The 26018-nt window shown below is 65.1% G+C and carries 25 protein-coding genes; 10 read left to right on the top strand and 15 right to left on the bottom strand.

Features of this window, described 5'->3' with window-relative positions; translation table 11 throughout:
• Nucleotides 1-3: 3 nt before the first annotated feature.
• Together aroC and JEY66_RS32500 are read right to left on the bottom strand one after the other, a co-directional pair.
• Entirely contained in the window at nucleotides 4-1092 is a 1089-nt protein-coding gene (gene aroC / locus JEY66_RS32495) for a chorismate synthase (RefSeq protein WP_018270359.1), read from the bottom strand.
• 75 nt (nucleotides 1093-1167) lie between these two features.
• The gene (locus tag JEY66_RS32500) at nucleotides 1168-1767 is read right to left on the bottom strand and encodes a histidine phosphatase family protein (protein ID WP_018270358.1); all 600 of its coding nucleotides are present in this window, start codon (nucleotides 1765-1767) and stop codon (nucleotides 1168-1170) included.
• Between the two features lie 227 nt (nucleotides 1768-1994).
• Between JEY66_RS32500 and JEY66_RS32505 the strand changes: the two genes are divergently transcribed.
• Both JEY66_RS32505 and JEY66_RS32510 read left to right on the top strand, forming a co-directional pair.
• Nucleotides 1995-2483, top strand: a complete 489-nt coding sequence (locus JEY66_RS32505; protein ID WP_016844579.1) for a sigma-70 family RNA polymerase sigma factor — start codon at nucleotides 1995-1997, stop codon at nucleotides 2481-2483.
• A 67-nt stretch (nucleotides 2484-2550) separates the two neighbouring features.
• Entirely contained in the window at nucleotides 2551-3315 is a 765-nt protein-coding gene (locus JEY66_RS32510) for an anti-sigma factor family protein (protein ID WP_018270357.1), read from the top strand.
• A 385-nt stretch (nucleotides 3316-3700) separates the two neighbouring features.
• Here the strand turns inward: JEY66_RS32510 and JEY66_RS32515 are convergent, their stop codons facing one another.
• Entirely contained in the window at nucleotides 3701-4660 is a 960-nt protein-coding gene (locus JEY66_RS32515; RefSeq protein ID WP_016844612.1) for a DnaJ C-terminal domain-containing protein, read from the bottom strand.
• A 118-nt stretch (nucleotides 4661-4778) separates the two neighbouring features.
• Nucleotides 4779-5186: an RT0821/Lpp0805 family surface protein gene (locus tag JEY66_RS32520; protein WP_026192440.1), complete on the bottom strand. Its 408-nt coding sequence runs from the start codon at nucleotides 5184-5186 to the stop codon at nucleotides 4779-4781.
• Nucleotides 5187-5294: 108 nt separating this feature from the next.
• Between JEY66_RS32520 and pdxH the strand changes: the two genes are divergently transcribed.
• On the top strand, nucleotides 5295-5936 hold the full coding sequence (pdxH, locus tag JEY66_RS32525; RefSeq protein ID WP_018270355.1) for a pyridoxamine 5'-phosphate oxidase: 642 nt from the start codon (nucleotides 5295-5297) through the stop codon (nucleotides 5934-5936).
• 156 nt (nucleotides 5937-6092) lie between these two features.
• Nucleotides 6093-6845: an SDR family NAD(P)-dependent oxidoreductase gene (locus JEY66_RS32530; RefSeq protein ID WP_018270354.1), complete on the top strand. Its 753-nt coding sequence runs from the start codon at nucleotides 6093-6095 to the stop codon at nucleotides 6843-6845.
• Nucleotides 6846-6978: 133 nt separating this feature from the next.
• Here the strand turns inward: JEY66_RS32530 and JEY66_RS32535 are convergent, their stop codons facing one another.
• Together JEY66_RS32535 and JEY66_RS32540 are read right to left on the bottom strand one after the other, a co-directional pair.
• A complete protein-coding gene (locus JEY66_RS32535) occupies nucleotides 6979-7200 on the bottom strand; it encodes a hypothetical protein (RefSeq protein ID WP_063709281.1) in 222 nt (73 codons plus the stop codon).
• 130 nt (nucleotides 7201-7330) lie between these two features.
• Nucleotides 7331-8308 (bottom strand): magnesium transporter CorA family protein, encoded by a 978-nt coding sequence (locus JEY66_RS32540; RefSeq protein ID WP_026192439.1) that lies wholly within the window; start codon nucleotides 8306-8308, stop codon nucleotides 7331-7333.
• A gap of 337 nt (nucleotides 8309-8645) precedes the next feature.
• On the opposite strand from JEY66_RS32540, the gene JEY66_RS32545 reads away from it, so the two are divergent.
• Nucleotides 8646-9323: a L,D-transpeptidase gene (locus tag JEY66_RS32545; protein ID WP_018270352.1), complete on the top strand. Its 678-nt coding sequence runs from the start codon at nucleotides 8646-8648 to the stop codon at nucleotides 9321-9323.
• Nucleotides 9324-9340: 17 nt separating this feature from the next.
• On the opposite strand, the gene JEY66_RS32550 is transcribed toward JEY66_RS32545, so the two are convergent.
• Nucleotides 9341-10507, bottom strand: a complete 1167-nt coding sequence (locus tag JEY66_RS32550; protein ID WP_026192438.1) for an extensin family protein — start codon at nucleotides 10505-10507, stop codon at nucleotides 9341-9343.
• A 76-nt stretch (nucleotides 10508-10583) separates the two neighbouring features.
• Between JEY66_RS32550 and JEY66_RS32555 the strand changes: the two genes are divergently transcribed.
• Both JEY66_RS32555 and JEY66_RS32560 read left to right on the top strand, forming a co-directional pair.
• On the top strand, nucleotides 10584-12212 hold the full coding sequence (locus JEY66_RS32555) for a fatty-acid--CoA ligase (protein ID WP_018270350.1): 1629 nt from the start codon (nucleotides 10584-10586) through the stop codon (nucleotides 12210-12212).
• A 274-nt stretch (nucleotides 12213-12486) separates the two neighbouring features.
• Nucleotides 12487-13344, top strand: a complete 858-nt coding sequence (locus JEY66_RS32560; RefSeq protein ID WP_018270349.1) for a DUF1499 domain-containing protein — start codon at nucleotides 12487-12489, stop codon at nucleotides 13342-13344.
• Nucleotides 13345-13348: 4 nt separating this feature from the next.
• Here JEY66_RS32560 and JEY66_RS32565 read toward each other — a convergent pair whose 3' ends face one another.
• The 4 genes from JEY66_RS32565 to JEY66_RS32580 form a co-directional block, all read right to left on the bottom strand.
• Nucleotides 13349-14266 (bottom strand): MBL fold metallo-hydrolase, encoded by a 918-nt coding sequence (locus JEY66_RS32565; protein ID WP_016845059.1) that lies wholly within the window; start codon nucleotides 14264-14266, stop codon nucleotides 13349-13351.
• Between the two features lie 141 nt (nucleotides 14267-14407).
• Nucleotides 14408-15622: an acyl-CoA dehydrogenase gene (locus JEY66_RS32570; protein WP_016845058.1), complete on the bottom strand. Its 1215-nt coding sequence runs from the start codon at nucleotides 15620-15622 to the stop codon at nucleotides 14408-14410.
• 190 nt (nucleotides 15623-15812) lie between these two features.
• Nucleotides 15813-16889: a 3,4-dihydroxy-2-butanone-4-phosphate synthase gene (gene ribB / locus JEY66_RS32575; RefSeq protein WP_016845057.1), complete on the bottom strand. Its 1077-nt coding sequence runs from the start codon at nucleotides 16887-16889 to the stop codon at nucleotides 15813-15815.
• A gap of 191 nt (nucleotides 16890-17080) precedes the next feature.
• The gene (locus JEY66_RS32580) at nucleotides 17081-18814 is read right to left on the bottom strand and encodes a cation:proton antiporter (RefSeq protein ID WP_016845056.1); all 1734 of its coding nucleotides are present in this window, start codon (nucleotides 18812-18814) and stop codon (nucleotides 17081-17083) included.
• Between the two features lie 59 nt (nucleotides 18815-18873).
• Between JEY66_RS32580 and JEY66_RS32585 the strand changes: the two genes are divergently transcribed.
• Together JEY66_RS32585 and JEY66_RS32590 are read left to right on the top strand one after the other, a co-directional pair.
• Entirely contained in the window at nucleotides 18874-19416 is a 543-nt protein-coding gene (locus tag JEY66_RS32585) for a DUF3124 domain-containing protein (protein ID WP_038375921.1), read from the top strand.
• Nucleotides 19417-19476: 60 nt separating this feature from the next.
• Nucleotides 19477-20715 (top strand): aminotransferase-like domain-containing protein, encoded by a 1239-nt coding sequence (locus JEY66_RS32590; protein WP_016845054.1) that lies wholly within the window; start codon nucleotides 19477-19479, stop codon nucleotides 20713-20715.
• Nucleotides 20716-20861: 146 nt separating this feature from the next.
• Here JEY66_RS32590 and JEY66_RS32595 read toward each other — a convergent pair whose 3' ends face one another.
• Nucleotides 20862-22142, bottom strand: a complete 1281-nt coding sequence (locus JEY66_RS32595) for an amidohydrolase family protein (protein ID WP_016845053.1) — start codon at nucleotides 22140-22142, stop codon at nucleotides 20862-20864.
• Between the two features lie 190 nt (nucleotides 22143-22332).
• Here JEY66_RS32595 and JEY66_RS32600 point away from each other — a divergent pair, with 190 nt between their 5' ends.
• Nucleotides 22333-22605 carry a hypothetical protein gene (locus JEY66_RS32600; protein ID WP_370143832.1) on the top strand — a complete coding sequence of 91 codons (273 nt, stop codon included), beginning with the start codon at nucleotides 22333-22335 and terminating at the stop codon, nucleotides 22603-22605.
• Nucleotides 22606-22674: 69 nt separating this feature from the next.
• On the opposite strand, the gene JEY66_RS32605 is transcribed toward JEY66_RS32600, so the two are convergent.
• The 3 genes from JEY66_RS32605 to JEY66_RS32615 all read right to left on the bottom strand — a co-directional run bounded on the left by JEY66_RS32605 (nucleotide 22675) and on the right by JEY66_RS32615 (nucleotide 25989).
• Nucleotides 22675-23493, bottom strand: coding sequence for an aldo/keto reductase (locus JEY66_RS32605; protein WP_018270348.1), 819 nt, complete (start codon nucleotides 23491-23493; stop codon nucleotides 22675-22677).
• 166 nt (nucleotides 23494-23659) lie between these two features.
• Nucleotides 23660-25240, bottom strand: a complete 1581-nt coding sequence (locus JEY66_RS32610; RefSeq protein ID WP_018270347.1) for an alkaline phosphatase D family protein — start codon at nucleotides 25238-25240, stop codon at nucleotides 23660-23662.
• 317 nt (nucleotides 25241-25557) lie between these two features.
• Nucleotides 25558-25989 (bottom strand): hypothetical protein, encoded by a 432-nt coding sequence (locus JEY66_RS32615; protein ID WP_026192436.1) that lies wholly within the window; start codon nucleotides 25987-25989, stop codon nucleotides 25558-25560.
• Between the last annotated feature and the right edge of the window lie 29 nt (nucleotides 25990-26018).

The raw sequence follows: 26018 nt of genomic DNA on the forward strand, positions 1-26018 counted from the left end.
GGATCAGCGCCCGGTCTGCCCGCGGTCGCGCAGAAAATGATCGGCCAGCACGCAGGCCATCATGGCCTCGCCGACCGGCACCGCCCGGATGCCGACGCAGGGGTCGTGGCGGCCCTTGGTCAGGATGTCGGTATCGGCACCCTTGCGGTCCACGGTCCGGCGCGTGGTCAGGATCGAGGACGTCGGCTTGACCGCAAAGCGCACCACCACCGGCTGGCCGGTCGAGATGCCGCCGAGCACACCGCCGGCATGGTTGGACAGAAAACGCGTTCCGTTGTTGCCGGTCCGCATCTCGTCGGCGTTCTCCTCGCCCGACAATTCGGCGGCGCCGAACCCGGCGCCGATCTCGACGCCCTTGACCGCGTTGATGCTCATCATCGCCGCCGCCAGATCGCTGTCGAGCTTGGCGTAGATCGGCGCGCCGAGCCCGGCCGGCACACCTTCGGCTGTGACCTCGATGACGGCGCCGATCGAGGAGCCGCTTTTCCTGATGCCGTCGAGATAACTTTCGAAGAACGCCGCCTTGTCCTTGTCGGGACAGAAGAACGGGTTGTTGGCGATCTCGTCCCAGTCCCACTTCTCGCGGTCGATCTTGTGCGGCCCCATCTGCACCAGCGCGCCGCGCACCTTCACCTCGGGCAGGACCTTGCGCGCGATCGCACCGGCCGCCACGCGGGTCGCGGTCTCGCGCGCGGAGGAGCGTCCGCCGCCGCGATAGTCGCGCAGGCCGTATTTCGCTTCATAGGTGAAGTCGGCGTGGCCGGGGCGGAACTTGTCCTTGATCTCGGAATAATCCTTCGAACGCTGATCGGTGTTCTCGATCAAAAGCGCGATCGGCGTGCCGGTCGTCACCTGCCCCCCGCTCTCCGGATGCGCCATGACGCCGGACAGGATCTTCACCGCATCCGGCTCCTGGCGCTGGGTGGTGAAGCGGGACTGACCGGGACGGCGGCGGTCGAGGTCGTGCTGGATCTCCTCCACGGTCAGGGGGATCAGCGGCGGGCAGCCGTCGACGACGCAGCCGATCGCGACCCCATGGCTCTCGCCGAAGGTCGTGACGCGGAACATATGGCCGAAAGTATTGAAGGACATGGCGTGTCGTAACGCGCAGGGTCGGCAGCGTCAAACGAGTTTCATGGCTCCAAAGACGCGGGTGGCCGGGCTCCCTTAACTATACTTCTGCAACCCCGCCGCGCCGAACACATAGACCGCCCCCTGCTCGATATAGAGCTCGGCGGCCGAGGCCGGCGTCTCGAAGCCGAGCGCCACCATCAGCGCCCGCGCCGTGCCACCATGGGCAACCGCGACCATGTCCGCCGTCACCGAGCGATACCAGTCGGTCATCCGCACCTGGACGTCGACATAGCTCTCGCCACCGGCCGGCGCCACCGTCCACTTCTCGGCCAAGCGGCGGGCATACAGCACGGGGTCCGCAGCCTGAGCCTGCGCCAAGGTCGAGCCCTCCCACGTCCCGTAGCCAATCTCGCGCAGCCGCGCGTCGAGGGCGTAGTTGCCGGACGGCAGGCCGAGCTCGGCGCGCACCAGCTCCATGGTGGCGCGCGCCCGGATCAGGGGGCTCGCGACGAACGGCAGCGTCGTCTTGTCACGGCCGTCGCGCGTCAGGAGATCGGCGAGGATGCGCCCGGCATGCGCGGCCTGGGCGCGGCCGCGCTCATTGAGGGCGATGTCCTGCACGCCCTGGAGTCGCCCTTCGGCGTTCCACGCGGTCTCGCCGTGGCGGATGTAATAGATCGTCGGCACCGGCATTCCCGTAACGGCTGGTCCCTGCTGAGCGAGATGTCGGCCGTCTCAAGGCTTCCACGCTTCGAATTTTTTCGGCCCGGAGGTACACCAGCACTTCGGCTGGCGACAAGCCCAAATCGGCCGCAGCTTGGGCGGTATGCGCGCAGATCGGCGCAGGCGGAATAGCCACGCCGCCAGGGTGTTATGTTGGACAAGGCGGCTATCGCCGAGACCATCGAAGACTGGGATGCATGACCGCGTTTCGTCAAAGTGTCGAAGCCATGATACCGGCGCTGCGTCGCTATGCGCGCGCGCTGGCGCGTGACACGGATATCGCCGACGATCTGGTGCAGGACACGCTGGTGCGGGCGCTGCGCTCGGAGCGGCTGTTTCTCGGCGGCGACGTCAGGAGCTGGCTCTACACGATCCTGACCAATCTGAACAAGAACCGCCGGCGTTCGCTGGCGCGGCGGCCGGCTTTCGTGCCGCTGCTCGACAACAATGCCGACGCCAGCGGGACCGAGGCCGAAGGACGCGACATCGAGCGCGCGCTGTCGACGCTGGTCGAGGAGCAACGCTCGGTGCTGCTGCTCGTCATGCTGGAGGGCATGAGCTACCGCGAGGTCGCCGACATCCAGGGCGTGCCGATCGGCACGGTGATGTCCCGCCTCGCCCGCGCCCGCGCCCATGTCCGGGCCTCGATCGAGGGCCAGCGTCCGGCGCTCCGGCGGGTGAAATGATAATGTGCGCGATGGCCGGCGTGATGCATCAACCATTTTCGAACAAGATTTGGCAGAGACGACTGATATGACCGACCCGAACATTCCCGTCACCGAAGACGAGCTGCACGCCTACGTCGACAACGAGCTGCCGGCCGAACGCCGCGGCGATGTCGAGGCGTGGCTCGCCACGCATCCTGACGACGCGGCACGGGTGCAGTCATGGCGTGCGATGGCCGAGACGCTGCATGCACGCTACGACACCGTGCTGGACGAGGCGGTGCCGAAACGGCTCGAGCTCGAGCGGCTGGTGCGTCAGCCGCGCCGCTGGGTCTATGGCGCGGTGGCGGCGACGCTCGTGGCCTTCGTCGCCGGCGGCGGCGCCGGCTGGATCGCGCGCGGCGTCTCGGCGACGCCGTCGACCTTCCAGAGCTTCACGGTCGATGCACTCGATGCGCATCGGCTCTACGTGGTCGAGGTCCGCCATCCGGTCGAGGTGCCCGGCAGCGAGCGCGACCACCTGCAGCAATGGCTGACCAAGCGCTGCGGCTGGGACGTCCGCGCACCGGAGCTCACCGGGCTGAAGCTGGTCGGCGGCCGCCTGCTGCCCGGACCGAGCGGCCCGGCATCGTTCCTGATGTATGAGAGCACGTCGGGTGAGCGCTTCACGGTCTACACCGCCAAGGTGAAGACCGAGGCGACCCAGATGCGTTACGCCGTGCAGGGCAGCGACGGCGCGCTGTTCTGGGCCGATCGTGGCGTGGCCTATGTCGTCAGCGGCGGCACCGATCGCACGCGGCTGACCCAGGTCGCGCAGGCCGTCTACGATCAGATGGAGAAGAGCGGCGGCTGACATTCCGTAATTTTACGGGAGATTACCTCGGCGAAATTGTGCCGTTTCGAGTAAGTGAATCCAGCCTCACTCAGTGTCCCAATTCCGACATTGAAAATTTCGATTCGCGTCATGGACGCGTCTCATTGTCGTACCGGATGCTCACGCGAAGATGATCTGCGCTCGATCCGCCGATCGGCGCACGCGGCCTCGATTGGGGTTTTGTGTACCGCGCTGGTCCCCCTCTCGAGGCCGCACTCCTTTTCCGTCATCCGATCTGCACGCCGCAGACCTCGGACGGCCCGTTATCCTTTGTGACGCGCTCGCAATGCCCGCGTCTACCCCGATAGACTCCGGGGTAGTTGCAGTTTCGCGTCTTCGCGTCTTTGGGGCGCGCTCTCGGCGGTCAGCCGAGATCGCTGCGCGGATTGTAGGGATTTCGCTCCCGCCACGTCTGCATCAATGCCTCAAGCTCGGCATCGTTCCCATCGGGAAGGATGATGCGGGTCGTGACATAGAGGTCGCCGGTCGCGCCCGTCTTCGACAGCCCCTTGCCCTTGAGGCGGAAAGTACGGCCGCTGGAAGTGTTCTTCGGGATCGACAGTTCGACCGCGCTGCCGAGCGTCGGCACGCGGACCTTGCCGCCCAGCACCGCCTCGTAGAGGGTGATGGGCAGGTCGATCCGAAGATCGTTGCCGTCGACCTTGAAGAACGGGTGCGGCGCGATCGAGATCGTGATCAGGAGATCGCCGGGCGGATGGCCTTGCGCGGTCTCCCCCTGCCCCTTCAGCCGGATCTGCTGGCCCGCAGCGACCCCGGGCGGAATCTTGACGTTGAGCTCGCGGCCGGTCGGCAGGCGGACGCGCTTGTCGCCGCCCCTGACCGATTCCTCCAGCGACACCGTCATGGCGACCGAAAGATCGAGGTCGACGCCGACCCCGCCGCCGTCAAACTCGAACGGACTGGCCCGGCCGGCACGGCCGCTGCCGCCGCGAGCGGCATTGCCGAACATGCTGTTGAGGATGTCCTCGAAGCTGCCGCCGCCCATGCCGCCGCCGGGCCCAGAGCGGAAACTGTACTCGAAGCCGCCCGGACCGGCACGGCCGCCGGCACCGCCTCCACCAGGGAAGCCCTGGAAGCGCGGCTTGCCTTCGGCATCGATCTCGCCGCGGTCGAACTGCTTGCGCTTGTCCTCGTCGCCGACGATCTCGTTGGCCGTGTTGATCTCCGCAAAGCGGGCCGCCGCCTTCGGGTCGTTCTTGTTGTTATCGGGGTGATGCTTCTTGGCGAGCTTGCGATAGGCGCTCTTGATCGTCGCAGCGCTGGCGCTCCGCTGCACCCCCAAGACCTCATAGGGGTCGCGCATCCGTCACGTCTCCTTCACGGGAAAAATCAGTCCTGGCCGGGAACCCGTCCGGGCCCACTTTGCCTTCATGTGGGGGCTCAGTGGCATTTTTGCAACTAGTCCGGCTTCGCCGGAATTCTCAGGATTTTCTCCAAGGCTTCAGGCTATGGATTTCCCACCGCCCTTGTCCAGCCTTGCAGGCGGCGCCCTGCAGCCAGCTCTCGGTGGCTCCATTGACGTAGCTGGCAAGGAAATCCCGGCACGTCTTGCCGTCCTCGCCCGAATAGGCCTGGGCCAGCGGCGTCACCGAGCCGCGCGCGCCGGTTTCAGGATTTTCCCAGGGCTGGCTGGAATCCTTGTCGCCCTTGGTCAGCACGTCGGAGGCCGCATTGCGGGCGAAGGCGAGATCGCTGTCGGTCGGCATCACCGCATTGACCTGGGTCGGGCTGATCGAGCCCGTCACATCCTTGTCGTCCAGCTTGGCGAAGGCGTCGCTGCGCGACAGGCTGCAGCCGCTTGCGCCGACGCCGATCAGGATCAATGTCACCACCGCGCCTGCGGGGTGGATCGCCGATAGGCCAACGCGCCCCCATGCCCTATATAGGGCTAGTAACGCGCTTTCAGACGCGGGCGGATGCAAATCGGGACTCCTGACATGACCGACACGACCTCCATCAAACACCCGACACCGTTAACATCGGGTGATTTCACCGCGGCGGAGGAGCCGTTCGCCCTGTTCGCCGAATGGTTTGCGGAGGCGGTCAAGTCCGAGCCGAACGATCCGAACGCGATGGCGCTTGCGACCGTCGATCCCGACGGCCTGCCCGACGTGCGGATGGTGCTGATGAAGGGCTTCGATGCCGACGGCTTCGTGTTCTACAGCCACATTGCGAGCGCCAAGGGCCGCGAATTGGCCGCAAATCCTAAAGCCGCTTTACTCTTTCACTGGAAATCGCTGCGCCGCCAGGTGCGCATCCGCGGACCGGTCACTCCGGTGACCGATGCCGAGGCCGACGCCTATTTCGCCACGAGGCCGAAGCAGGCGCAGATCGGCGCCTGGGCCAGCAAGCAGTCGCAGCCGCTGGAGAGCCGCTTCGCCTTCGAACAGGCGATCGCCAAGACCGGTGCGAAATACGTCATCGGCGAGGTGCCGCGGCCGCCGGGCTGGAGCGGCTGGCGGATCACGCCGCAACGCTTCGAGTTCTGGCACGACCGCCCCTACCGCCTGCACGACCGCATCGAATTCCGCCGCGACGGCGCCGGCAGCGCCTGGTCGAAGGTGCGGCTCTATCCCTGAAAGCTGCGACCGTCATGGCCGGGCGAAAGCGCGAAGCGCATCTTCGTGTAAGATGACCCCGGCCATCGACGTCTTGATCCCAAATCATCCCAAGTCGTTCGAAGGCGTGGATGCCCGGCACGCCGCCGCGCATGACGAAAACGAAAGAAACCGTCGATGCCCCACCCATCCAATGCGCCGCGGCGCACGCTGCTCCTGACCGGCGCAAGCCGCGGCATCGGCCATGCCACCGCGATCCGCTTCTCGTCCGCCGGCTGGCGCGTCATCACCCTGTCGCGGCATGCGTTTCCCGAGGTCTGCCCGTGGGGCGCCGGGCCGGAAGACCACATCGAGGTTGATCTCGGCAGCCATGACGACACCGTGCGCGCGATCTCCGAGATCCGCAGGCGGCTTGAGAACGATGAACTGCACGCGCTGGTCAACAACGCCGCGATCTCGCCGAAGGCTGCCGGCGGCGGCCGGCTCGGCACCATGGACACCGACATCGAGACCTGGACCCACGTTTTCCACGTCAACTTCTTCGCGCCGATCATGATCGCGCGCGGGCTGATCGAGGAGTTGAAACACGCCAAGGGCGCGGTGGTGAACGTCACCTCGATCGCGGGCTCGCGCGTGCATCCGTTTGCCGGCGCGGCCTATGCGACGTCGAAGGCCGCGCTCGCGGCGCTGACGCGCGAGATGGCATCGGACTTCGGCCGCGTCGGCGTCCGCGTCAACGCGATCGCGCCAGGCGAGATCGATACCTCGATCCTGTCGCCGGGCACCGAGAAGATCGTCGACCAGCAGATCCCGATGCATCGCCTCGGCACGCCGGACGAGGTCGCCAAGATCATCTACGTTCTCTGCACGGAGACCAGCTCTTACGTGAACGGTGCGGAGATCCACATCAACGGTGGTCAGCACGTCTGAGCTTGGGAAGAGCCGTATCTCGGGGAAGGAAGTTTTGAGGCGATCCCGGCCGCCGCCGCGGCCGTCATTGGGATTGCTTCACTTGCAGGCGTAACAAACGCAAACGAGGCTTCTGCCTCCGAGGCTTCGGCCTCTAGTCTGCGTAGAACCGACGCGACTTCTTCTCGGGCTGCCGCAGCGCGACGTCGTTCAGCGCGCTGGAGCATTCGTCTTCGTCCTCGCCATCCAGCAACGCAGCGCCACAGTAACGGCAAAGTCTCGGCGAGATCGCCTGCACCTTGCCTGCTGCGCGGTCCTGTTGATAGCGCGCAAAGTCGATGACGTTACGCCGTGGCGTTATGATCTTCTCAACCATTGCTGTCCTCCGGCTTCGAGGCGGGCGTTATCGCAGACAAGTTTCGCCCAAACGTTCAGCGCAACGCTCAAATTTTAGGAGAGGAAATAAGGCAGAAAACGCGTCCCAAAACGCGACGTGTGGAACCGGTCTACAGCCACTTCTTCCACTTGAAGATCCAGTACGGCACAACGGCCGCAATCAGCATCATCACCAGCGCCATCGGATAGCCGTGCACCCATTCGAGTTCCGGCATGATCTTGAAATTCATGCCGTAGATCGAGGCGATCAGCGTCGGCGGCATCAAGACCACCGCCATCACCGAGAACAGCTTGATGATGTTGTTCTGTTCCAGATTGACCACGCCGAGCATGGCGTCGAGCACGAAGGTGATCTTGTTGGAGAGATAGGAGGCGTGATCGGTCAGTGAGGCCACGTCACGCTGCATGGTCTTGAGCTGCTCGCGCATGTCCTTGGACCATTTCACGCCCTCGACCACCGCGGAGAGGAAGGTGACGAGGCGGCCGATCGAGACCAGGCTTTCGCGAACCTTGGAGGTCAGGTCGCCCTTGCGGCCGATCGCGATCAGGATCTGCGAATATTGCTTGGCGTGGCCGTGGCGCTCGCTCTCCGGCTCGAAGATGTCGTGGGACACCTGGTCGATATCGGCCCCGCAGCGCTCCAGGAGATCGGCGCAACGGTCGATCACAGCGTCCAGCAGTTCCATCAGCACCTGCTCGCCGGTGATGCCGGGAGCACAGGCGCGCGCCAGCTTGTTCTCGACCAGCGCGAACGGTTTCGGCAGGTCGTAGCGTACCGTGACCAGGCGATGGCTGGTCAGGATGAAGGTGACCGCCGTGGTGCGCGGCATGTCGGTGTCGGATTGGCACATCAGCGTCGCGGTCATGTAGCGCGCGCTGTTCTCGATATAGAGGCGGCTGGAGATCTCGATCTCCTGCATGTCTTCCCGGGTCGGCACCGCGATCCCCGCGAGCTTCTCGACCGCCCGGTCCTCCTCCACCGTCGGATTCACCAGATCGACCCAGACCGCTCCCTCGGGCAGCGCGCCGAGGTCGGTCGCGGTGGCCTTCTTGAGCGAAAACTCGGACGGAACGAACACCGACAGCATCACGAACTCCACGAAACAGGGCTGGCAGGACCCGCCGACTTAGCGCGATTCTGGGGGGCGCTTCATGACCGGGGCATTAACCGGGCATCCATACTTGTGGCGGCCAGGCGGCAGTGACGTGGCGCCGACTCGTCGACCGTTGCCTGTTTGCACAAAAACCAACCCGGCGCCAGAACAGTTGCGGCAAAAAAGCCACAGACGACGTCCCGCGATGCGGGAAAGACATCTAAAGTCTGGGAATAATGGCGCGTTTCAGCAATACTGCCCTCGTGGAATCGTGGCGTTTGGGGCGTAATAGTGGCGCTTTCGGGCGCGGATTTTCGATTGGAATGTAATCATGTCGTCGCTCAAAGTTACCTTCGGGATTCTGGCCGCGGGCCTGATGTTGTCGGGCTGCATGCAGGCCACAACCTATGAGGCAACCAACACTGCGAACTTCAAGCCGCGTGACAAGGAACTCCTGGCCAAGACCACCTACGTCAAGACGCCGGTGGCGGAACCGTTCCGCCGCGCCATCGTCGAGTATCACCGCAAGGAAGCCCCCGGCTCGATCGTGGTCGATTCCGACAACCATTACCTCTATTACGTGCTGAACGACGGCAAGGCGATCCGCTACGGCATCACGGTCGGCGAGGAAGCCATGGCCTGGTCCGGCATCGCCAAGGTCGGCAGCATGACCGAATGGCCGGCCTGGCACCCGACCCCCGGCGAAATCTCGCGCCTCGGCGTCCCGACTTTCGTGGCCCCGGGCCCGGACAATCCGATGGGCTCGCGCGCGATGTATCTCTATTCGGGCGGCAAGGACACGCTGTTCCGCATCCACGGCACCAACCAGCCGGAATATATCGGCGCGTCGATCTCGTCAGGCTGCATCCGCATGACCAACGAGGACGTCATCGACCTCTACAACCGCGTCAAGCTCGGCACCATCGTCGTGGTGCTGGAGCCGAAGCACGGCGACTCGCCCTACAAGCCGCAGATGGCGCTGCAGGGCGGCGGCGGCACGACCTACTGATCCCATCGCAATCGCGATCAAAAGCGCCGGCTTTGCCGGCGCTTTTTTGTTGGCTGCGGCTTGGTCTCGGCGCTGCGGTCGGGCGCGGCCGCATCATGTGATCTTGCGGCATCCGGCTTGCCGTCGCTGGCCCTGCCGTGATCAGCGTTGCCTTGGTCAGCTCTGGATGCATCCGTCTTCGACGCGTCGGATTTGGCGGCGACCTCGCGCGGCGGCGCCTGTTCGGGGCGCTCGGCCGGCAACAGCGGCGCGACCTCTGGCAGCGGGTCGTACACGTTCCACTGGCAGATCCGGTAGTTGTTGCGACGGTCGATCAGGTCGAGATGGATGTGGTCCTCGTGGTACCAGTCCGAGCCCGGCCCGAGCACAGTGGAGAAGCGGGCGCAGACCGAGTGCAGCACGGTCTCGCGCAAGGCCCGCGGCACGCTGCGGTCGGTCAGCGAGATCGACTTGCCGTTGGCGAGGCCGAGGGCGCGCACGTCGAGCGCATTGGCGCGGCCGTGCTCAGAGAGCTGCGCTCCGGCGACCCGATTGCGGCCGCGGCATTCGAACGAGTCGAAATTGTCGAGATTGCTGATCCCGCCCCCGAGGCTCTGCGCGAGCGGCGCGATATCGGTGCGGACCCAGTCGGCGACCGCAGCGGCCATCTTGCAGCGGAGGATAGCCGCGGGCTTGACCGCGACCTTGCGTTTGTCCGCCAGCACGATCGCCTCGAGCCGCACCAGATCCTCGCCGCCGCAGCCCCCGGCGCCGTGGATATCCGGAATGCTCGGCGCGATCGCGATCTCATCGGTGAGGGCCTGCCGGCAGGCCGACAGCTGCGGCTCGGCGGGCTTGGCCGCATCGGCAGGTGCGGCCGGAGACTGCGTCTCGGCCGCGGGCGGCTCGGGCTCGGTTGCCGCCGGCGCGTGAGCTGCCGCCGGTGCGTGAGTTGCCGCCGGCGCCTGCGCCGGGCGCGGCTTCGGCAGCGGCACCGCTGAGCGGCGGACGGCCTTGTGCGGCCTTTGTGGCCGGGTGCCGAACAGATCGTCCCACGGAAAGCTGGGCGCGCGGCGGGCGGCCTCGGCGGGGCCGCCTTGCATACCAAGGCAAAGCAGCACGGCGGCGGTAACCATTGCCGCGCCCCCGCGACGAAACGCGCCAACAGGCCATTTTCGGCTTGCTTTCTCCGCGCTAAAGTTCATGTCAGTTCCATGATTTTACTGCCGGCCGTCCAAGATGCCGGCAGATCATGCGTGAGGATCGAGGAGGGATTTGCGTATGCTTGGTTTGATGCAAGATTGGCCTTTGCTGTGTCACAAGATTATTGAGCACGCCGCCAAATATCACGGCACGCAGGAAGTCGTGACGCGGTCGGTCGAAGGCCCCATTCATCGCACCACCTACGCCCAGATCCATGCCCGCGCATTGAAGGTCTCGCAGAGCCTGGAACGCGACGGCATCAACCTCGGCGACCGCGTCGCCACCATCGCCTGGAACACCTGGCGCCACCTCGAGGTCTGGTACGGCATCATGGGGATCGGCGCGATCTGCCATACGGTCAATCCGCGCCTGTTTCCGGAGCAGATCGCCTGGATCGTCAACCACGCCCAGGACCGCATCGTCATCACCGACCTCACCTTCGTTCCGGTGCTGGAGAAGATCGCAGGCCAGCTGCCGAGCGTCGAGCGCTACGTGGTGCTGACCGACAAGGCGCACATGCCGCAGACCACGCTGAAGAACGCGGTCGCCTATGAGGACTGGATCGCGGCATCCGACGGCAAGTTCGAGTGGAAGACCTTCGACGAGAACACCGCGGCGGCGATGTGCTACACCTCCGGCACGACGGGCGATCCCAAGGGTGTACTTTATTCGCACCGCTCCAACGTGTTGCACGCGCTGATGGCCAACTCGAAGGACGCGCTCGGCACCTCCGCGTCGGACACAATGCTTCCGGTGGTCCCCTTGTTCCATGCCAATAGCTGGGGCATCGCCTTCTCCGCGCCGTCGATGGGCACCAAGCTCGTGATGCCGGGCCCGAAGCTCGACGGCGCCTCGGTGTACGAGTTGCTATCGACCGAGAAGGTCACGCACACCGCCGGCGTGCCGACGGTGTGGCTGATGTTGCTGCAATACATGGCCGCCAACAACGTCAAGCTGCCGGATCTGCAGATGGTGATCTGCGGCGGGTCGGCGATGCCGCGCTCGATGATCAAGGCGTTCCTCGACATGGGCAGCCAGGTGCGCCACGCCTGGGGCATGACCGAGATGAGCCCGCTCGGCACGCTGGCGACGCTGAAGCCGCCGTTCACCGAGCGCACCGGCGAGGAGCGGCTCGACATCCTGCAGACCCAAGGCTATCCGCCGTTCGGCGTCGAGATGAAGATCACCGACGATGCCGGCAAGGACCTGCCGTGGGACGGCAAGACCTTCGGCCGTCTCAAGGTCTCGGGCCCGGCGATCGCCAGGGCCTATTTCCGGGTCGACAGCAACATCCTCGACGATGCCGGCTATTTCGACACCGGCGACGTCTCGACGATGGACGAGCACGGCTACATGCGGATCACCGACCGCTCCAAGGACGTGATCAAGTCCGGCGGCGAGTGGATCTCCTCGATCGATCTCGAGAACCTCGCGGTTGGCCATCCGGCGGTCGCGGAAGCCGCCGTGATCGGCGTCCATCACCCCAAATGGGATGAGCGGCCGCTGCTGATCGTGCAGCTCAAGCAGGGCCAGAGCGCCACGCGCGAGGACATCCTGAAGTTCATGGACGGCAAGATCGCCAAATGGTGGATGCCCGACGACGTCGCCTTCGTCGACGGCATCCCCCACACCGCGACCGGCAAGATCCTGAAGACGGCGCTGCGCGACCAGTTCAAGGACTACACGTTCCCGACCGCCGCGGCGTGAGCGAGCTGTCATCCTCCCCTGGAGGGGGAGGATCGGTTCGCATGAAGCGCAGCGAAATGCGAACCGAGGTGGGGTGACAGTCCCTCTTGAGACAGGTGCCCGTGCTGAGGGATCACCCCACCCCGCCGCTCATTTCATGCGCGTCGACCCACCCCCTCCAGGGGAGGGTAATCAGCCCAAATCCCTTGAATTCGCCGCAGGTCCGTGGTCTCACACGACTGATCGCGGCGGCCGAGGTCGCCTGAGGACATCTCAACCGGCAGATTTTTCGACGATGGCGCGCAGGTTTTCCGCTCCCTACCAGCAGGAGCCCGTGTCCGGTCTCGCCACCTGGTCGCGCAACCTCGCCATCTTCTCCGTCGTCGCGGTGGTGGTCTCGATCCTGATCGTCCGCTTCGGGTTCCTGGAGGTCAAACCGGCGCTGGCGACCTTCTTCGGCGCGCTGGGCCTGGCCGGCCTGTCGATCCTGCTTGGGCTGGCCGCCTTTGCCGCGATCTGGCAGAACGGCACCCGCGGCATGGGCCGGATCCTGCTCGCGCTGCTGATCGACGCGGCGATCCTCGCCTACCCGGCCTACCTGATCTATCAGTACCGCAAGCTGCCGCGGATCTACGACGTCACCACCGACGCGATCGACCCGCCGAGGTTCGAGGCGCTGGCGCGGCTGCGCACCGGGGAAGGCACCAATCCTGCCGCCTATGCCGGCCTCTATTCGGCCGAGCGGCAGCGCGCGGCCTATCCCGATATCGAAACCGTCGAGCTCGAAACCCCGGTCGACCGCGCCTATGAGCTGACGCTGCGGCTGGTGAACCGCCGCAAATGGCTCGTCATCGACGCGCGCGCGCCGCAGCCGCCGCGCCGCATCGGCCGCATCGAGGCGGTGGCGCGCACGCCGATCATGGGTTTCCGCGAGGACGTCTCGATCCGGGTCACGCCTGACGACGAGGACTCCCGCGTCGATATCCGCTCGGCATCGCGCTATTTCGACGCCGATCTCGGCAGCAACGCCGCCCGCGTCAAGAAGCTGATCGAGGATCTCAACAGCGCCGCCGAGAACGACAATGCCAAGCCGGCGAAGAAGGCCGCTCCTGTCGCGCCAAAGGCGCCGCCGGCGAAGACCGTGAAGAAGTAGCGCCCTACGCTATCCGGTACGTCCCGCCGATCACGGGATCGCCGTCGGTCGCCACGACACCGCGCGCGACGAGGTCCTCCAGATGCGCCAGCACCGAATAGCCGGCGGCATTGGCAAGGCGCGGATCGAGCCCGATATAGATCGCCCGCACCATGGTCGGGATGTCGGCCTCGCCCTTGCCGAGACGATGCAGGATCGATGCCTCGCGCGCCCGGCGATGCCGCGCCAGGAAACGGACGTAGCGCGGGCCTTCCGGAATCTCCGGGCCGTGGCCGGAGAAATAGAGCTGCTCGGGCCGCTGCTCCAGCCGCTCCAGCGAGGCCATGTAATCGATCATCGAACCGTCGGGCGGCGCCACGATCGAGGTCGACCAGCCCATCACATGGTCGCCGACGAAATTGATGCTGCGCTCGGCCCAGGCGAACGCCAGGTGATTGGCGGTGTGGCCGGGGGTGGCGAGCGCTTCCAGCGCAAAACCCGCGCCCTCGATGACGTCGCCGTGCTTGAGCTGCACGTCGGGCCGGAAATCGCGGTCGGCGCCGGATTCCGGATTGTGCTTCTCGCTCTCGAAGCGCGGGCGCGAGGCGCGGTGCGGTCCCTCGGCATAAACAGGCGCGCCGGTCGCGGCCTTGATCCGCGGCGTGTTCGGCGAATGGTCGCGATGGGTATGGGTGACCAGGATATGCGTCACGGTCTCGCCCTTGACCGCATCGAGCAGCGCCTTGGCATGCGCCTCGTCGTCGGGACCGGGATCGATGATCGCAACCTTCCCCTCGCCGACGATGTAGCTGACCGTGCCCGTGAAGGTGAACGGGCTCGGATTGTTGCAGAGGACACGGCGAACGCCGGGGCGGACCTGTTCGACCACGCCGGGTTTCAGCGGAAAATCGCGGTTGAACGGGATGTCGTCGTTGTCGGCCATGGCTTCTGTCCGTGATGTCCGGATTCTCTTTGACCTCGTCATGCCCGGGCTTGTCCCGGGCATCCACGCCTTCCTTTGCGAGCCGCAAGACGTGGATGGCCGGGACAAGCCCGGCCATGACGGCGTTTGGGTGAACGCTCCTTACGAGAACGCCTGGATGCCGGTGATCGCACGGCCGAGGATCAGCGCATGGACGTCGTGCGTGCCCTCATAGGTGTTCACCGTCTCGAGGTTCGCGGCGTGACGCATCACGTGATACTCGATCTGGATGCCGTTGCCGCCGTGCATGTCGCGCGCCATGCGGGCAATGTCGAGCGACTTGCCGCAATTGTTGCGCTTGACGATCGAGATCATCTCGGGGGCCATCTTGCCCTCGTCCATCAGGCGGCCGACGCGCAACGAGGCCTGCAGGCCGAGTGCGATCTCGGTCTCCATGTCGGCGAGCTTCTTCTGCACCAGCTGGGTGGCGGCGAGCGGCCGATTGAACTGCTTGCGGTCGAGCGTGTATTGCCGCGCGCGGTGCATGCAGTCCTCGGCGGCGCCCAGCGCGCCCCAGGAGATGCCGTAGCGGGCGCGGTTGAGACAGCCGAACGGGCCCTTGAGGCCGGAGACGTTGGGCAGCAGCGCGCTTTCCGGCACCACCACATTGTCGAGCACGATCTCGCCAGTGATCGAGGCGCGCAGCGAGAGCTTGCCGCCGACCTTCGGCGCCGACAGGCCCTTCATGCCCTTCTCGAGGATGAAGCCGCGGATCTGGTTGTCGTGCGCAGCCGACTTGGCCCACACCACGAACACGTCGGCGATCGGCGCGTTCGAGATCCACATCTTGGCGCCGTTGAGCCTGTAGCCATCGGCCACCTTCTCGGCGCGGGTCTTCATGCCGCCGGGATCGGAACCGGCGTCCGGCTCGGTCAGGCCGAAGCAGCCGACCCATTCCCCGGTCGCGAGCTTGGGCAGATATTTCTTGCGCTGGTTTTCGTCGCCATAGGCATAGATCGGATACATCACCAGCGACGACTGCACCGAGTTCATCGAGCGATAGCCGCTATCGACGCGCTCGATCTCGCGCGCCACAAGGCCATAGGCCACGTAGCTCGCATTGGCGCAGCCATACTCCTCGGGCAGCGTCACGCCGATCAGGCCGAGCTCGCCCATTTCGTTGAAGATCTCGCGGTCGGTTTTCTCTTCCAGATAGGCCTTGGTGACCCGCGGCAGCAGCTTGTCCTGCGCATAGGCCCGCGCAGTGTCGCGGATCAGGCGCTCGTCTTCGGTGAGCTGGTCGTCGAGCAGGAACGGATCATCCCACTGGAAGCTGGCGTCAGCCGGCTTGTCCTTGGCCTGGGGGCGCACGCTCATGAAACATCCTTTCGCGTCGTCTATCGGAAATTGGCGGATAAATTAAAGCGCTATGCTGCGAAGCGCAATTGAATTGGGATCACTGTCATTCCGGGGCGCGCGCTAGCGCGAACCCGGAATCTCGAGATTCTCGGTGCGCAATCGCGAACCTGAGGGTTCGATGCTGTGCATCGCCCCGGAATGACTGACACTAGGTTTCCAGCTTCTCGTTCGACACGATCTCGATGCCGAATCCGGACAATCCCTTGTAGTCGTGCACCGACGAGGTCAGATGCCGGATCGAGGTGACGCCGAGATCGCGCAGGATCTGTGCCCCGACGCCGACCTCGCGCCACTGCCGGTGGCGATCGGCCTCCGCCGTCTTCTGCTCTCCCACCGGTTCGACCGGAACGCCGGCGGCACCGTCGCGCAGATATACCAGCACGCCGCGGCCGGCGTCCTTGAAGTGCCGCAGCACGGCTTCCATTCGCGCCGGCCCGGTGAACAGGTCTTTCACGATATTGGGCTTGTGCAGCCGCGTCAGCACGTCCCGGCCGTCGCCGATGCCGTTATAGACGAAGGCGGCATGCATGATCTCGTCGAACGGCGAGCGATAGGCGTAGCCCTGCAGCGGACCGATCGGGCTTTCGGTGGTGAAGGTCGCGACCCGCTCGATCAGCTTCTCGCGCGCCTGGCGATAGGCGATCATGTCCGCGATCGTGACATGCTTGAGCTTGTGGGCGGCAGCGAATTTCGCGACCTGCTCGCCCTTCATCACGGTTCCATCGTCGTTCATCAGCTCGCTGATGACGCCGACCGGCGGCAGGCCGGACAGCCGGCACAGATCGACCGCCGCCTCGGTGTGCCCGGAGCGCAGCAGCACGCCGCCGTCGCGCGCGATCAGCGGGAAGATGTGGCCGGGGCGCGCAAAATCAGTGGCGCCGGCGTTGGGATTGGCGAGCGCGCGGCAGCAGGAGGCGCGTTCCTCGGCCGAGATGCCGGTGCCGCCATCGGGCTTGTAGTCGATCGAGACCGTGAAGGCGGTGGTGTGATTGGACTCGTTGTGCGCCACCATCGGGTCGAGCCGCAAACGGCGGGCGTCCTCGGTGGTGATCGGCGCGCAGACGATGCCGGAGGTGTGGCGGATGATGAAGGCCATCTTCTCCGCCGTGCAGAACGACGCCGCGACGATCAGATCGCCCTCGCCTTCCCGATCGTCATCGTCGGTGACGACAACGAGTTCACCCTTCGCAAAGGCTTGCAGCACTTCCTGGATCGTATCGGCCATTGTCCTGACATCTCGCTATGTGCAGGCAGTGGATTAGCCGGGTTCCGATGTCAGCGCCAGTATCATTATGCAACCCGCCATGCATCCGGCAGGCATACCAGGGCGGTGACGGTTTCCGTAGCCCGGATGGAGCCAACGGGGCGCGCGTTCGCGCGACCCGTTGGCTCCATCCGGGCTACAAGACCGGCTTCTTACGGCAACACCTCGCGCCGGTCGCTGAGCTGGACGTCCAGCTCGGCGCGCTTGTCGTCGAGCAGGCCGGCGTCGGCCGCCTCGATCACGGAATAGAGCTCGCCGGCGTCGCTGAGCCGGGTCACCGTCACGTAGTCGGCGCCGGCGCTGTAGAGGTCGTCGACGCCGGTCAGGAGGTCCGCGGTGGCAACGATCCGCGCGGTCGGATTGAGGGCGCGGACGTGGCGCACCAGCTTCTCATTGTCGGCGCCGACCAATAGGAAATCCGGCACGCTCAGAATGATGATTTCGGCCTTGCCGATGCCGGCATGAACCAGGGTGTCGACATTGCTGATGTCGCCATAGATCACATGCATGCCGCGGTCGGACAGCGTGCGGAACACCAGCGGGTTGAAATCGATGACGCTGATCTGCTCGAGCAGCGACTGGTTCTGCCGCTCGATCTGGCTGATCAGCGCACTCGCCGCGCGGAAAAAGCCGAGGATCACGATGCGCCGGATCTCGCCATGTCCGCCCTCGTGCCCGGCCTCGCCGCGGCCCTGGCCTTCCTGGTCGAGGTCGCGCAGCCCGATCCGCTTCAACGGACCGATGAGGCCGCGCACGATCTGGTCGCTGCGCGCCATCGCGAAGGTCGAGAGCACCGCCAGCACGACGAAAGCGAACGAGGCCGCACTCGCGGTTTCGGTTCCGATGTGGTTGGCGGCGACACCGGTCTGGATCACCACCAGCGAGAATTCGGAGATCTGCGCCAGGTTGATCGCCGGCAGCAGGCTGGCGCGCAGCCCCTGCTTCATCAGATAGAGCGGCGTGAATGTCGTGATCAGGCGGCTCGCCACCGTGAAGGCCGCGATGACGAGCGCAAGCCAGATCACCGAGAGGCCCGGAATCGGGATCGTCATGCCGAGCGCGACAAAGAACAGCGTGATGAAGAAATCCCGCAGCGTCGTGACCTTGGCGGTGACGTCGAGCGCATAGGGAAAGGTCGAGATCGAAACGCCGGCGACCAGCGAACCCATCTCGCGCGACAGATGCAGCCGCTCGGCGATTTCGCCGATCAGGAAGCACCAGGCGAGCGCGCCGAGCAGCACGAGCTCGGGCCGCCGCGCGATCTGGTGGAACAGCCGCGGCAGCACGTAGCGGCTCAGCACCAGCGCGGTCGCGACCAGCACCGCGACGCGGGCAATCGACAGCAGCACGACGCTGATCTGCAGATTGTCCAGGCTCGGCTGCACCGCCAGGAACAGGATCGCGAAGATGTCCTGCAGCACCAGCACGCCGAGTGTGATGCGCCCCGGCAGCGTATCCAGCTCGCGCTTCTCGTAGAGCACCTTGACGATGATCACGGTCGAGGACAGCGCGCAGGCGACGCAGAGATAGATCGCGTCGAACTTGCCGCCGCCGACCGCAAGCCCGATAGCGGCAAAGAACGCCACGCCGATCAGGCAGCCGCCGATTAGCTCGCCGGCTCCCGCGAACAGGATGACCTTGCCGGCGCGGATGATCTTCTTGAGGTCGATTTCCAGCCCGATCATGAACAGCATGAAGATCAGGCCGAGCTCGGAGATGACGCTGATCGATTCCTGGGACTTGACCCAGCCCATGCCGAATGGACCAATGAAAAAGCCGGCGATAAGGTAGGCCAGTATCAGCGGTTGCCGGGAGAAATGGGCCAGCAGCCCAAGCCCCCAGGCAAACAGGATACAGAGCGTGATATCGGGAATCAGTTCATGCATGCGTCAAAGACTTCCTGTTGCCGCAACCTAGAGGGCCGGGCGTGAGGATCAACCGAGCAATGTGTCACATCCGCGCAGGCGGCATTTTTCTCGCAGTTTTGCTCTGCCTGCTCACCGTGCGCATGTCAGAGGCGCTAGCACAATCCTCGGCAAGTATTGAACAAAATTTCGCGAACTCGTTGACGGTGGTGCCATCGGAGGGCCTCACCGCCTCCGGTGCATTCTACGTGCCGGTGTATTCCAGCGTGTCGATGAGCCAGGGCAAGCTCAGGGCCGATTTTTCGGTGACGCTCAGCGTGCACAACGCCTCCGAGACGAAGCCGCTGGTGCTGAAGCGGATCGCCTATTTCGACACATCAGGCAAGATGGTGGAGAGCTACCTCAAATCGCCGGTCGCGCTAAAACCGTTTGCGACCGTCGAGGTCGCGATCGCCACGACCGATACCCGCGGCGGCACCGGCGCAAATTTCGTGGTCGATTGGGCGGCCGCCGGCGACATCGCGGAACCGGCGGTCGAGGCCCTGATGGTCGGCAGTGTCGGCGCAGGGCACTACGCCTTCATCAGCCAGGGCCGGCCGATCCGGCTGGTCGGCAAGAACTAACCTCATGGAAGGCCGCTTGCCGCAGCCTTCTCAACGATAACAACACGGAGCGAAACGTCCATGACCACCTCAGCCCAGTTCGACTTTGCACCGCTGCTCCCGGCCGGCCTGCCTGCCCCGGCCGCGCGCTGGACCGGGCTCGCCAAATACAGCTTCGTCGGCGGCAACAACGATCCCGACCAGGTCCCGGTCGACGGGCTGCTGGAGGCGGTCAACGCCGTGTTGAGGCGCGAGGGCAGGAATCTAGCGACCTACAACCTCGCACACGGGCCGCAGGGCTATCTGCCGCTGCGCCACTTCCTGACCGAGAAGCTGAAGCGCGACGCCGGGATTGCCTGCACGCCGGACGAGATCATGATCGTCTCCGGCTCGCTGCAGGCGCTCGATCTCGTCAATCACACATTGCTCGCCAAGGGCGATACCGTGCTGATCGAGCAGGAAACCTATCAGGGTTCGCTGAACCGGCTGACACGGCTCGGCGTCAACGCGGTCGGCATTCCCCTCGATGGCGAGGGCATCAGGATCGATGCGCTGGCCGCGGCGCTCGCCGATCACAAGCGGCGCGGCATCACGCCGAAATACATCTACACCATCCCGACGGTGCAGAACCCGACCGGCTCGATCCTTCCCGAGAGCCGCCGCGCCGAGATGCTGAAGCTGTCAAGGGAATACGGCGTGCCGATCTTCGAGGACGATTGCTATGCCGATTTGATCTGGAGCGGCGAACGGCCGCCCGCGATCTACGCCATGAGCAAGCACGGCGGCGTGATCCATATCGGCTCGTTCTCGAAGTCGATCGCGCCGGCGCTGCGGGTCGGCTTCATCGTCGCGCCCTGGGCGATCATGTCGCGAATGCTGCCGCTGAAGACCGACGCCGGCTCCGGCGCACTGGAGCAGATGGTGCTCGCGGAATATTGCGCACCGCATTTCTCGACCCACGTGCCGCGCCTGACCAAGGGCCTGCGCGCCAAGCTCGATACGCTGATGGAGGCGCTGAACGAGCAGTTCGGCACCTCGGCCGAGTTCGAGGCGCCGAAGGGCGGCATCTTCCTCTGGGTCAAGCTGCCCGACAATGTCGACACGTTGAAGCTTTATCAGGCGGCGCTTGCCGCCGGCGTCTCGATCAATCCGGGACCGGAATGGTCGACCAGCAAGGCCCATTCCGGCAGCCGGCTCCGCCTCTGCTTCGCCAGCCCCTCGCACGAGCAGATCCGCGAGGGCGTTGCCGTGCTGGCCGAGGTGTGCCGCAAGGAGTTCGGCGTTCCGGCGCGCAGCAGCAATGTGGAGAAGCGCGGCTAGCTGTTTCGCTCGCCGGAAGATGGATTGCTTCGCTTTGCTCGCAATGACGGGGTAACCCGTCTCGACGTCATTGCGAGGAGCTCGCGACAAAATTGCAAAGCAATTTTGCGCTGAAGCGACGAAGCAATCCATGTTTCCACCTGCCCTCACCTCACCGAGAATGGCGCCTGATAGGGCCGGCCGAACGGTACGCCGTTGACCACGGTCTGCACCGGCTTCAGCAGCAGATTGCCGTCGCGCTTGTTGTTGCGGGTGTCGACGAAGGAGACCGGGCCTTCGACGAGGTCCATGATCGCGACGTCGCCGGGCGCGCCACGCTGCAGCGTGCCGATCTTCGGGGTCCGGTTGATGATCCGCGCCGGCACTGAGGTCGCCATCGCCACCACCTGATCCAGCGACGAGCCCATCGCCAGGAACTTGCTCATCACGTTCGGCAGGAACGGGATGCCGGGCGAGTTGCCCGAGAAGACGTGGATGTCGGAGGAGATCGTATCGGGGGTGCAGCCGGCGGGGATCGCGATCTCGGCCACCGTGAAATCGAAGCTGCCGCCGCCATGGCCGACGTCGAACAGCACGCCGCGCTGCTTGGCCGCGAGCGCCGCCGGCAACAGCCTGCCCTCCTGCACGATATTGGTGAAAGCGCCCGACATGTTCGGCGCGCCGGAATAGGCATGGGTCAGGATATCGCCCGGCCGCAGCAGATTGAGGATGTCGGACATCAGCTCCTTGGTCTCGACGCCGCCGATATGCACCATCATCCGCGCCGGCCAGCCGCACATCTCGCAGGCCTGGATGCCGCGCTTCAGCGGCTCGAGACCATGCTTGAAGATGACGTTTTCCGACATCCGCACCTTGACCCCGATCAGGAAGTCGGCGTTCTCGGCCAGCGCCATCGCGCAGGCTTCGACCTGGGCGTTGTCGATGTTGTAGAGCTCGGCCACCGGGAATGCGGACAGGCCGTTGTTGGCGATGTGGACGAAGGCGTAGATCCGCGCCCGCGATTGCGCGACGATGAAGCGCCGCAGCGCCGCAAGATTGTTGACGCCGGCGTCGCCCGCCGAGACCACCGTCGTGGTGCCCTGGAATTGCACCAGTTCGTCGGCGGGAATGCCGATCGCCGATCCGTACGGGTAGACGTGGCAGTGCAGATCGACCAGGCCCGGCATCACGAGCTTGCCCGAGGCGTCGATGGACCTGGTGGCGCGAGCAGCCGGGATCTCGTCTTCGATCGCCTCGATGATGCCCCAGCGGATGCCGACGTCGCGCTTGCCGCGCAGCGACTGGCTGGGATCGATGACGTCGCCGTTCTTGATCACGAGGTCGAACTTGTCGTCCGGCCCCATCGCCGCAGTGGCCGGCCCGGCGATGGCTGCGGCAGCGGCCGATCCCGTCACTTTGAAAAAATCCCGGCGTGAAAATTCGCTCACGGCAACGTCCCCCCGAACATTGATTTTTATGACGCGATGATGCGTCGGACGCCGAGGTTAGGCAAGGCCGCCGAGAGGGGGCGGCGGCGCTCGCTGTCGGTTGTGCAGCCGACTCTCGGCGAGTGCCGAGACGGCTGTTATTGCTGAACAAGCGTTCAGAAAACTCCTCTGGTTCCTGCGGAACGTTTCAATGTTCGCACGGTTTTCTCTTCACTTATTTGAGGAGGATGAGATGAAAAAGATTGGCTTTGTTCTTGCGGCGGTTGGTGCGCTTGCGGTGGCCGTTCCGTCGATCGCGAGCGCCGAGACGGTCGTGATCGGACATGGCGGTCATCATCACTGGGACCGCGGCTGGGGCGCACGCGCTGAAATGCGCCATGACCGTGGCTGGCATCGCGGTTGGCATCATGGCTGGCATCACGGCCATGACCGGACGGTGATCATCAAACGTCATCACTACTAAAGACCGACACAACGGAAAATGGCTCCTCACGGAGCCATTTTCTTTTCTGCTTCCTCAGGGCCAGCAGCCTCAATCCCACGCCGGCGCAAACCCCGGATTGACGCAGCGCATGTCCTTGCGCAGAGCCGCAATCGCCTTGCGGTCTTCGTCGTCGAGCCTGACCTTCAGTGCGTCGAGATTGGCCTTTTGGCTTTCGGCGCGCGAGGCTTTCGGAATAGCCGCCACGCCATCCTGATCGAGCAGCCATTTCAGCGCCACCTGTGCTGCGGTCGCATCATGCTTGCTGCCGATTTTCGCCAGCGTCTCGTCGGTGGCGAAGCGGCCCTGGGCGAGCGGACAATAGGCCACCAGCGGGATCGACTTCCCGGCGAGATATTTGCGCACCGGCGTCTGGTCCAGCATCGCGTGATATTCGATCTGGTTGCAGGCGATCGGTGCCTTGATGTCCTCGACCACGGCCTTGAGCAACGCGGTGGTGAAATTGGCGACGCCGATCGCGCGGGTGCGGCCTTCCTCCTTCAGCTTCATCAGCGTCTCGAAGACGGCGGGCAGCTTCATACTCCGCGACGGCCAGTGCACCAGATAGAGATCGACGTGATCGAGCCGCAGCTTCTTCAGGCTGGCGTCGAACGCTGTTCGGATCGCATCCGGCGCCAGGTTCTCGTGCCAGACCTTGGTGGTCACGTGCAGGTCCTTGCGCGCGACATTCGAGGCAGCGATCGCCGCCCCGATCGCCTCTTCATTGCCGTACATCTCGGCGGTGTCGATATGCCGATAGCCGAGCCCAAGCGCGCTCTCGACCGCCGCGCGGCAGGTATCGCCCTGCATGCGGAAGGTGCCGAGCCCGAGCTGCGGCAGGCTGATGCCCTGTGTCTGCAGATTTTCCATGGATAGCTCCTGACGCGTGGGACGCCGATGCCATCGACGACGTCACGCCAGCAAATCGTTTCGTGGGAATGAAATTGGCAGGACTGCGACATGCAGTCTGCCCGCAAACCCGCCCTTCGGGCAAGACGCCGGCAATCAAGATGTCGCGACGGGATCAGAGACGGCGCTAGATGTGCTGCGCCATGATCTGGCCGGGCCGCGCGTCCGGCCGCGGCTCGATATCGACCGACCAGAGATCGTGGTTGTCGACGTCCTTCAGCGTCACGGTCATCACGCCGGTCTTGCCGTCGATGTCGACGCGGCCGAAGAATTGCAGCCCGAAGCACGGCGCGAGATTGTCGCCCTGCTCGACCGAGCAGCCCTTCTGGTACATCGCCTTCGGGCCGAAGGTGTTGTCGAGCTCGCCCGGCGACCAGGTGCCGGCATGCAGCGGACCGGAGACGAACTCCCAGAACGGCTCGAACTCCTGGAACACCGCGCGGTTCGGATCATAATGATGCGCGGCGGTGTAGTGCATGTCGGCGGTGAGCCACACCGTATTGCGGACCCCGGCGCGCTTCATGAAGGACAACAGATCGGCGATCTCGTGCTCGCGCCGCGCGGGCGGGCCGTCGCCGAGCGCGACCGCATCCAGGCTGACGAGGCCGATCGGTAGGTCCGCCGCGATCACCTTCCACACAGCATCCGACGCCAACAGCTCCCGCTTCAGCCAGGCAAGCTGGCTCTTGCCGAGGATGCAGGCCTGCTCCGGATCGCCCTGCTTGTTCCAGCTGGAATCGCGATAGGAACGCATGTCGATGATGAAGACGTCGAGCAGCAGCCCGTAGGGAATCTTGCGGTAGACGCGGCCATCGCGCTCCGGCATCAGCCGCATCGGCATGAATTCGTGGAAGGCACGCCGCGCCCGCGCCACCAGGCGCGAGCTGCCGTCCGCGTCGTAACCGGTCGCATCGGCGGTGCCGAGCGGCGACCAGTCGTCGGCCACCTCGTGGTCGTCCCATTGCGCGAACATCGGCACCTCGGCGTGGAAGGCGCGGAAATTCTCGTCGAGCCAGTTGTATCTGTAGTTGCCGCGAAACTGGTCGAGGCTCTGCGCGACGGCGGATTTCTCCTCGGTGACGATGTTGCGCCAGACCTCACCGTTGGGGAGTTTCTGCTCCGACGGCACCGTGCAATCGGCATAGATGTGATCGCCGGAATGGATGAAGAAGTCCGGGCGCTCGTCCAGCATGGTGCGATAGCTGCGCAAGCCGCCGCGCGCGGGGTCGATGCCCCAGCCCTGCCCGACGACGTCGCCCGACCAGATGAACGAGACCGGACGCCGGTCGGCCGGCGCGGTGCTGAAATGGCCGACCTGGCTTTCGCCCGTTGTGCCGTCACGGTCCTCGAAGCTGACGCGATAGAACAGGTCCTGGCCCGGCGGCAGGCCGTCGAGCAGCAGCTTGGCGGTAAAGTCGCGTTCAGGCAGCGCGTCTGCGGACGCGGCGCGCAGGATGGTGGCGAAGCTTTCGACCGCCGCGCATTCGATGCGCATCCGCGCCGCGCGATCGGTGCGGGCCCAGATGACAGCGGAATCGCTTGCGACGTCGCCGGACTGGATGCCCGCGATCGCGGGCCGATCCGCGGCGCGGCTCAGATATGGTCTTGCCAGCGCGCCGAATCCCGCCAGCGCGGCGGTCGACGCCGAGCGCACCAGAAGCTGACGCCGGGTGAGGCCTCGCCGCCTCGCGGAGTTCGCTGTCGGCATCGAATAACCTTCGTCGAATCGCAACGAAGGTTTTGCCTGCGCTCCTTGACTCCAGCCTTACGGTTTCTTGACTCTCTGCCGACGGTTTTGCGACGGCGGGATGACTCGGGGGAGATGGAGATCGGAAGGGTATCGTTAGGCGTGGAGCGCTCAACGCCAAGCCCGTCATCCCGAGGAGGCCGCGAAGCGGCCGTCTCGCAGGATGCACGGCCCCGCCTGCGGCCGATTCATCCTTCGAGGCTCGCTCCGCTCGCACCTCAGGATGACGGGTTAAGGATTGACGCGCGAGTGAGAAAGCAGACGCGCGGCGGACGCTCTCACCGATGCCAGTTGCAGATGCCGCCGGTGCGGCACGGCCAGGTCTGGATCCGTGTGTCGCGGGCCTCCGCATCGAGCGGGTTCGAGTGGCGGCGCGCGAGCTTGGCGCGGGCGGGAATTTGCGCGGCCGCGCGCTTCCGCTCGTGCGGCGCGGTTACCCTGGTGGTCCGCACGGCTTTCTTTGGCGCGACTTTCGTCTCCTCGACCTGCGGCTCGACATTCGCATGCTGATCGGGACCGTGGTCGGCCTTCGCCTCGACCGGAACCGGCTCGAACTGCGCCGGCGGGCCAAGCCGCTTCGGTGACAGCACCGCCTTGGAGAGATCGAGGCTGAAGAACTCGCTGGGGCCGTATTCGTCGGCAAACGCCACGCCACCCCAAGTCAGGCACGCGGCGCAAACGATTGCAACAAAAGCGTTTTTCAGGACCATCAAACGGCCTCCTGAAATCACTCGAACAG

The organism is Bradyrhizobium elkanii USDA 76 (assembly GCF_023278185.1).
Taxonomy (GTDB): domain Bacteria; phylum Pseudomonadota; class Alphaproteobacteria; order Rhizobiales; family Xanthobacteraceae; genus Bradyrhizobium; species Bradyrhizobium elkanii.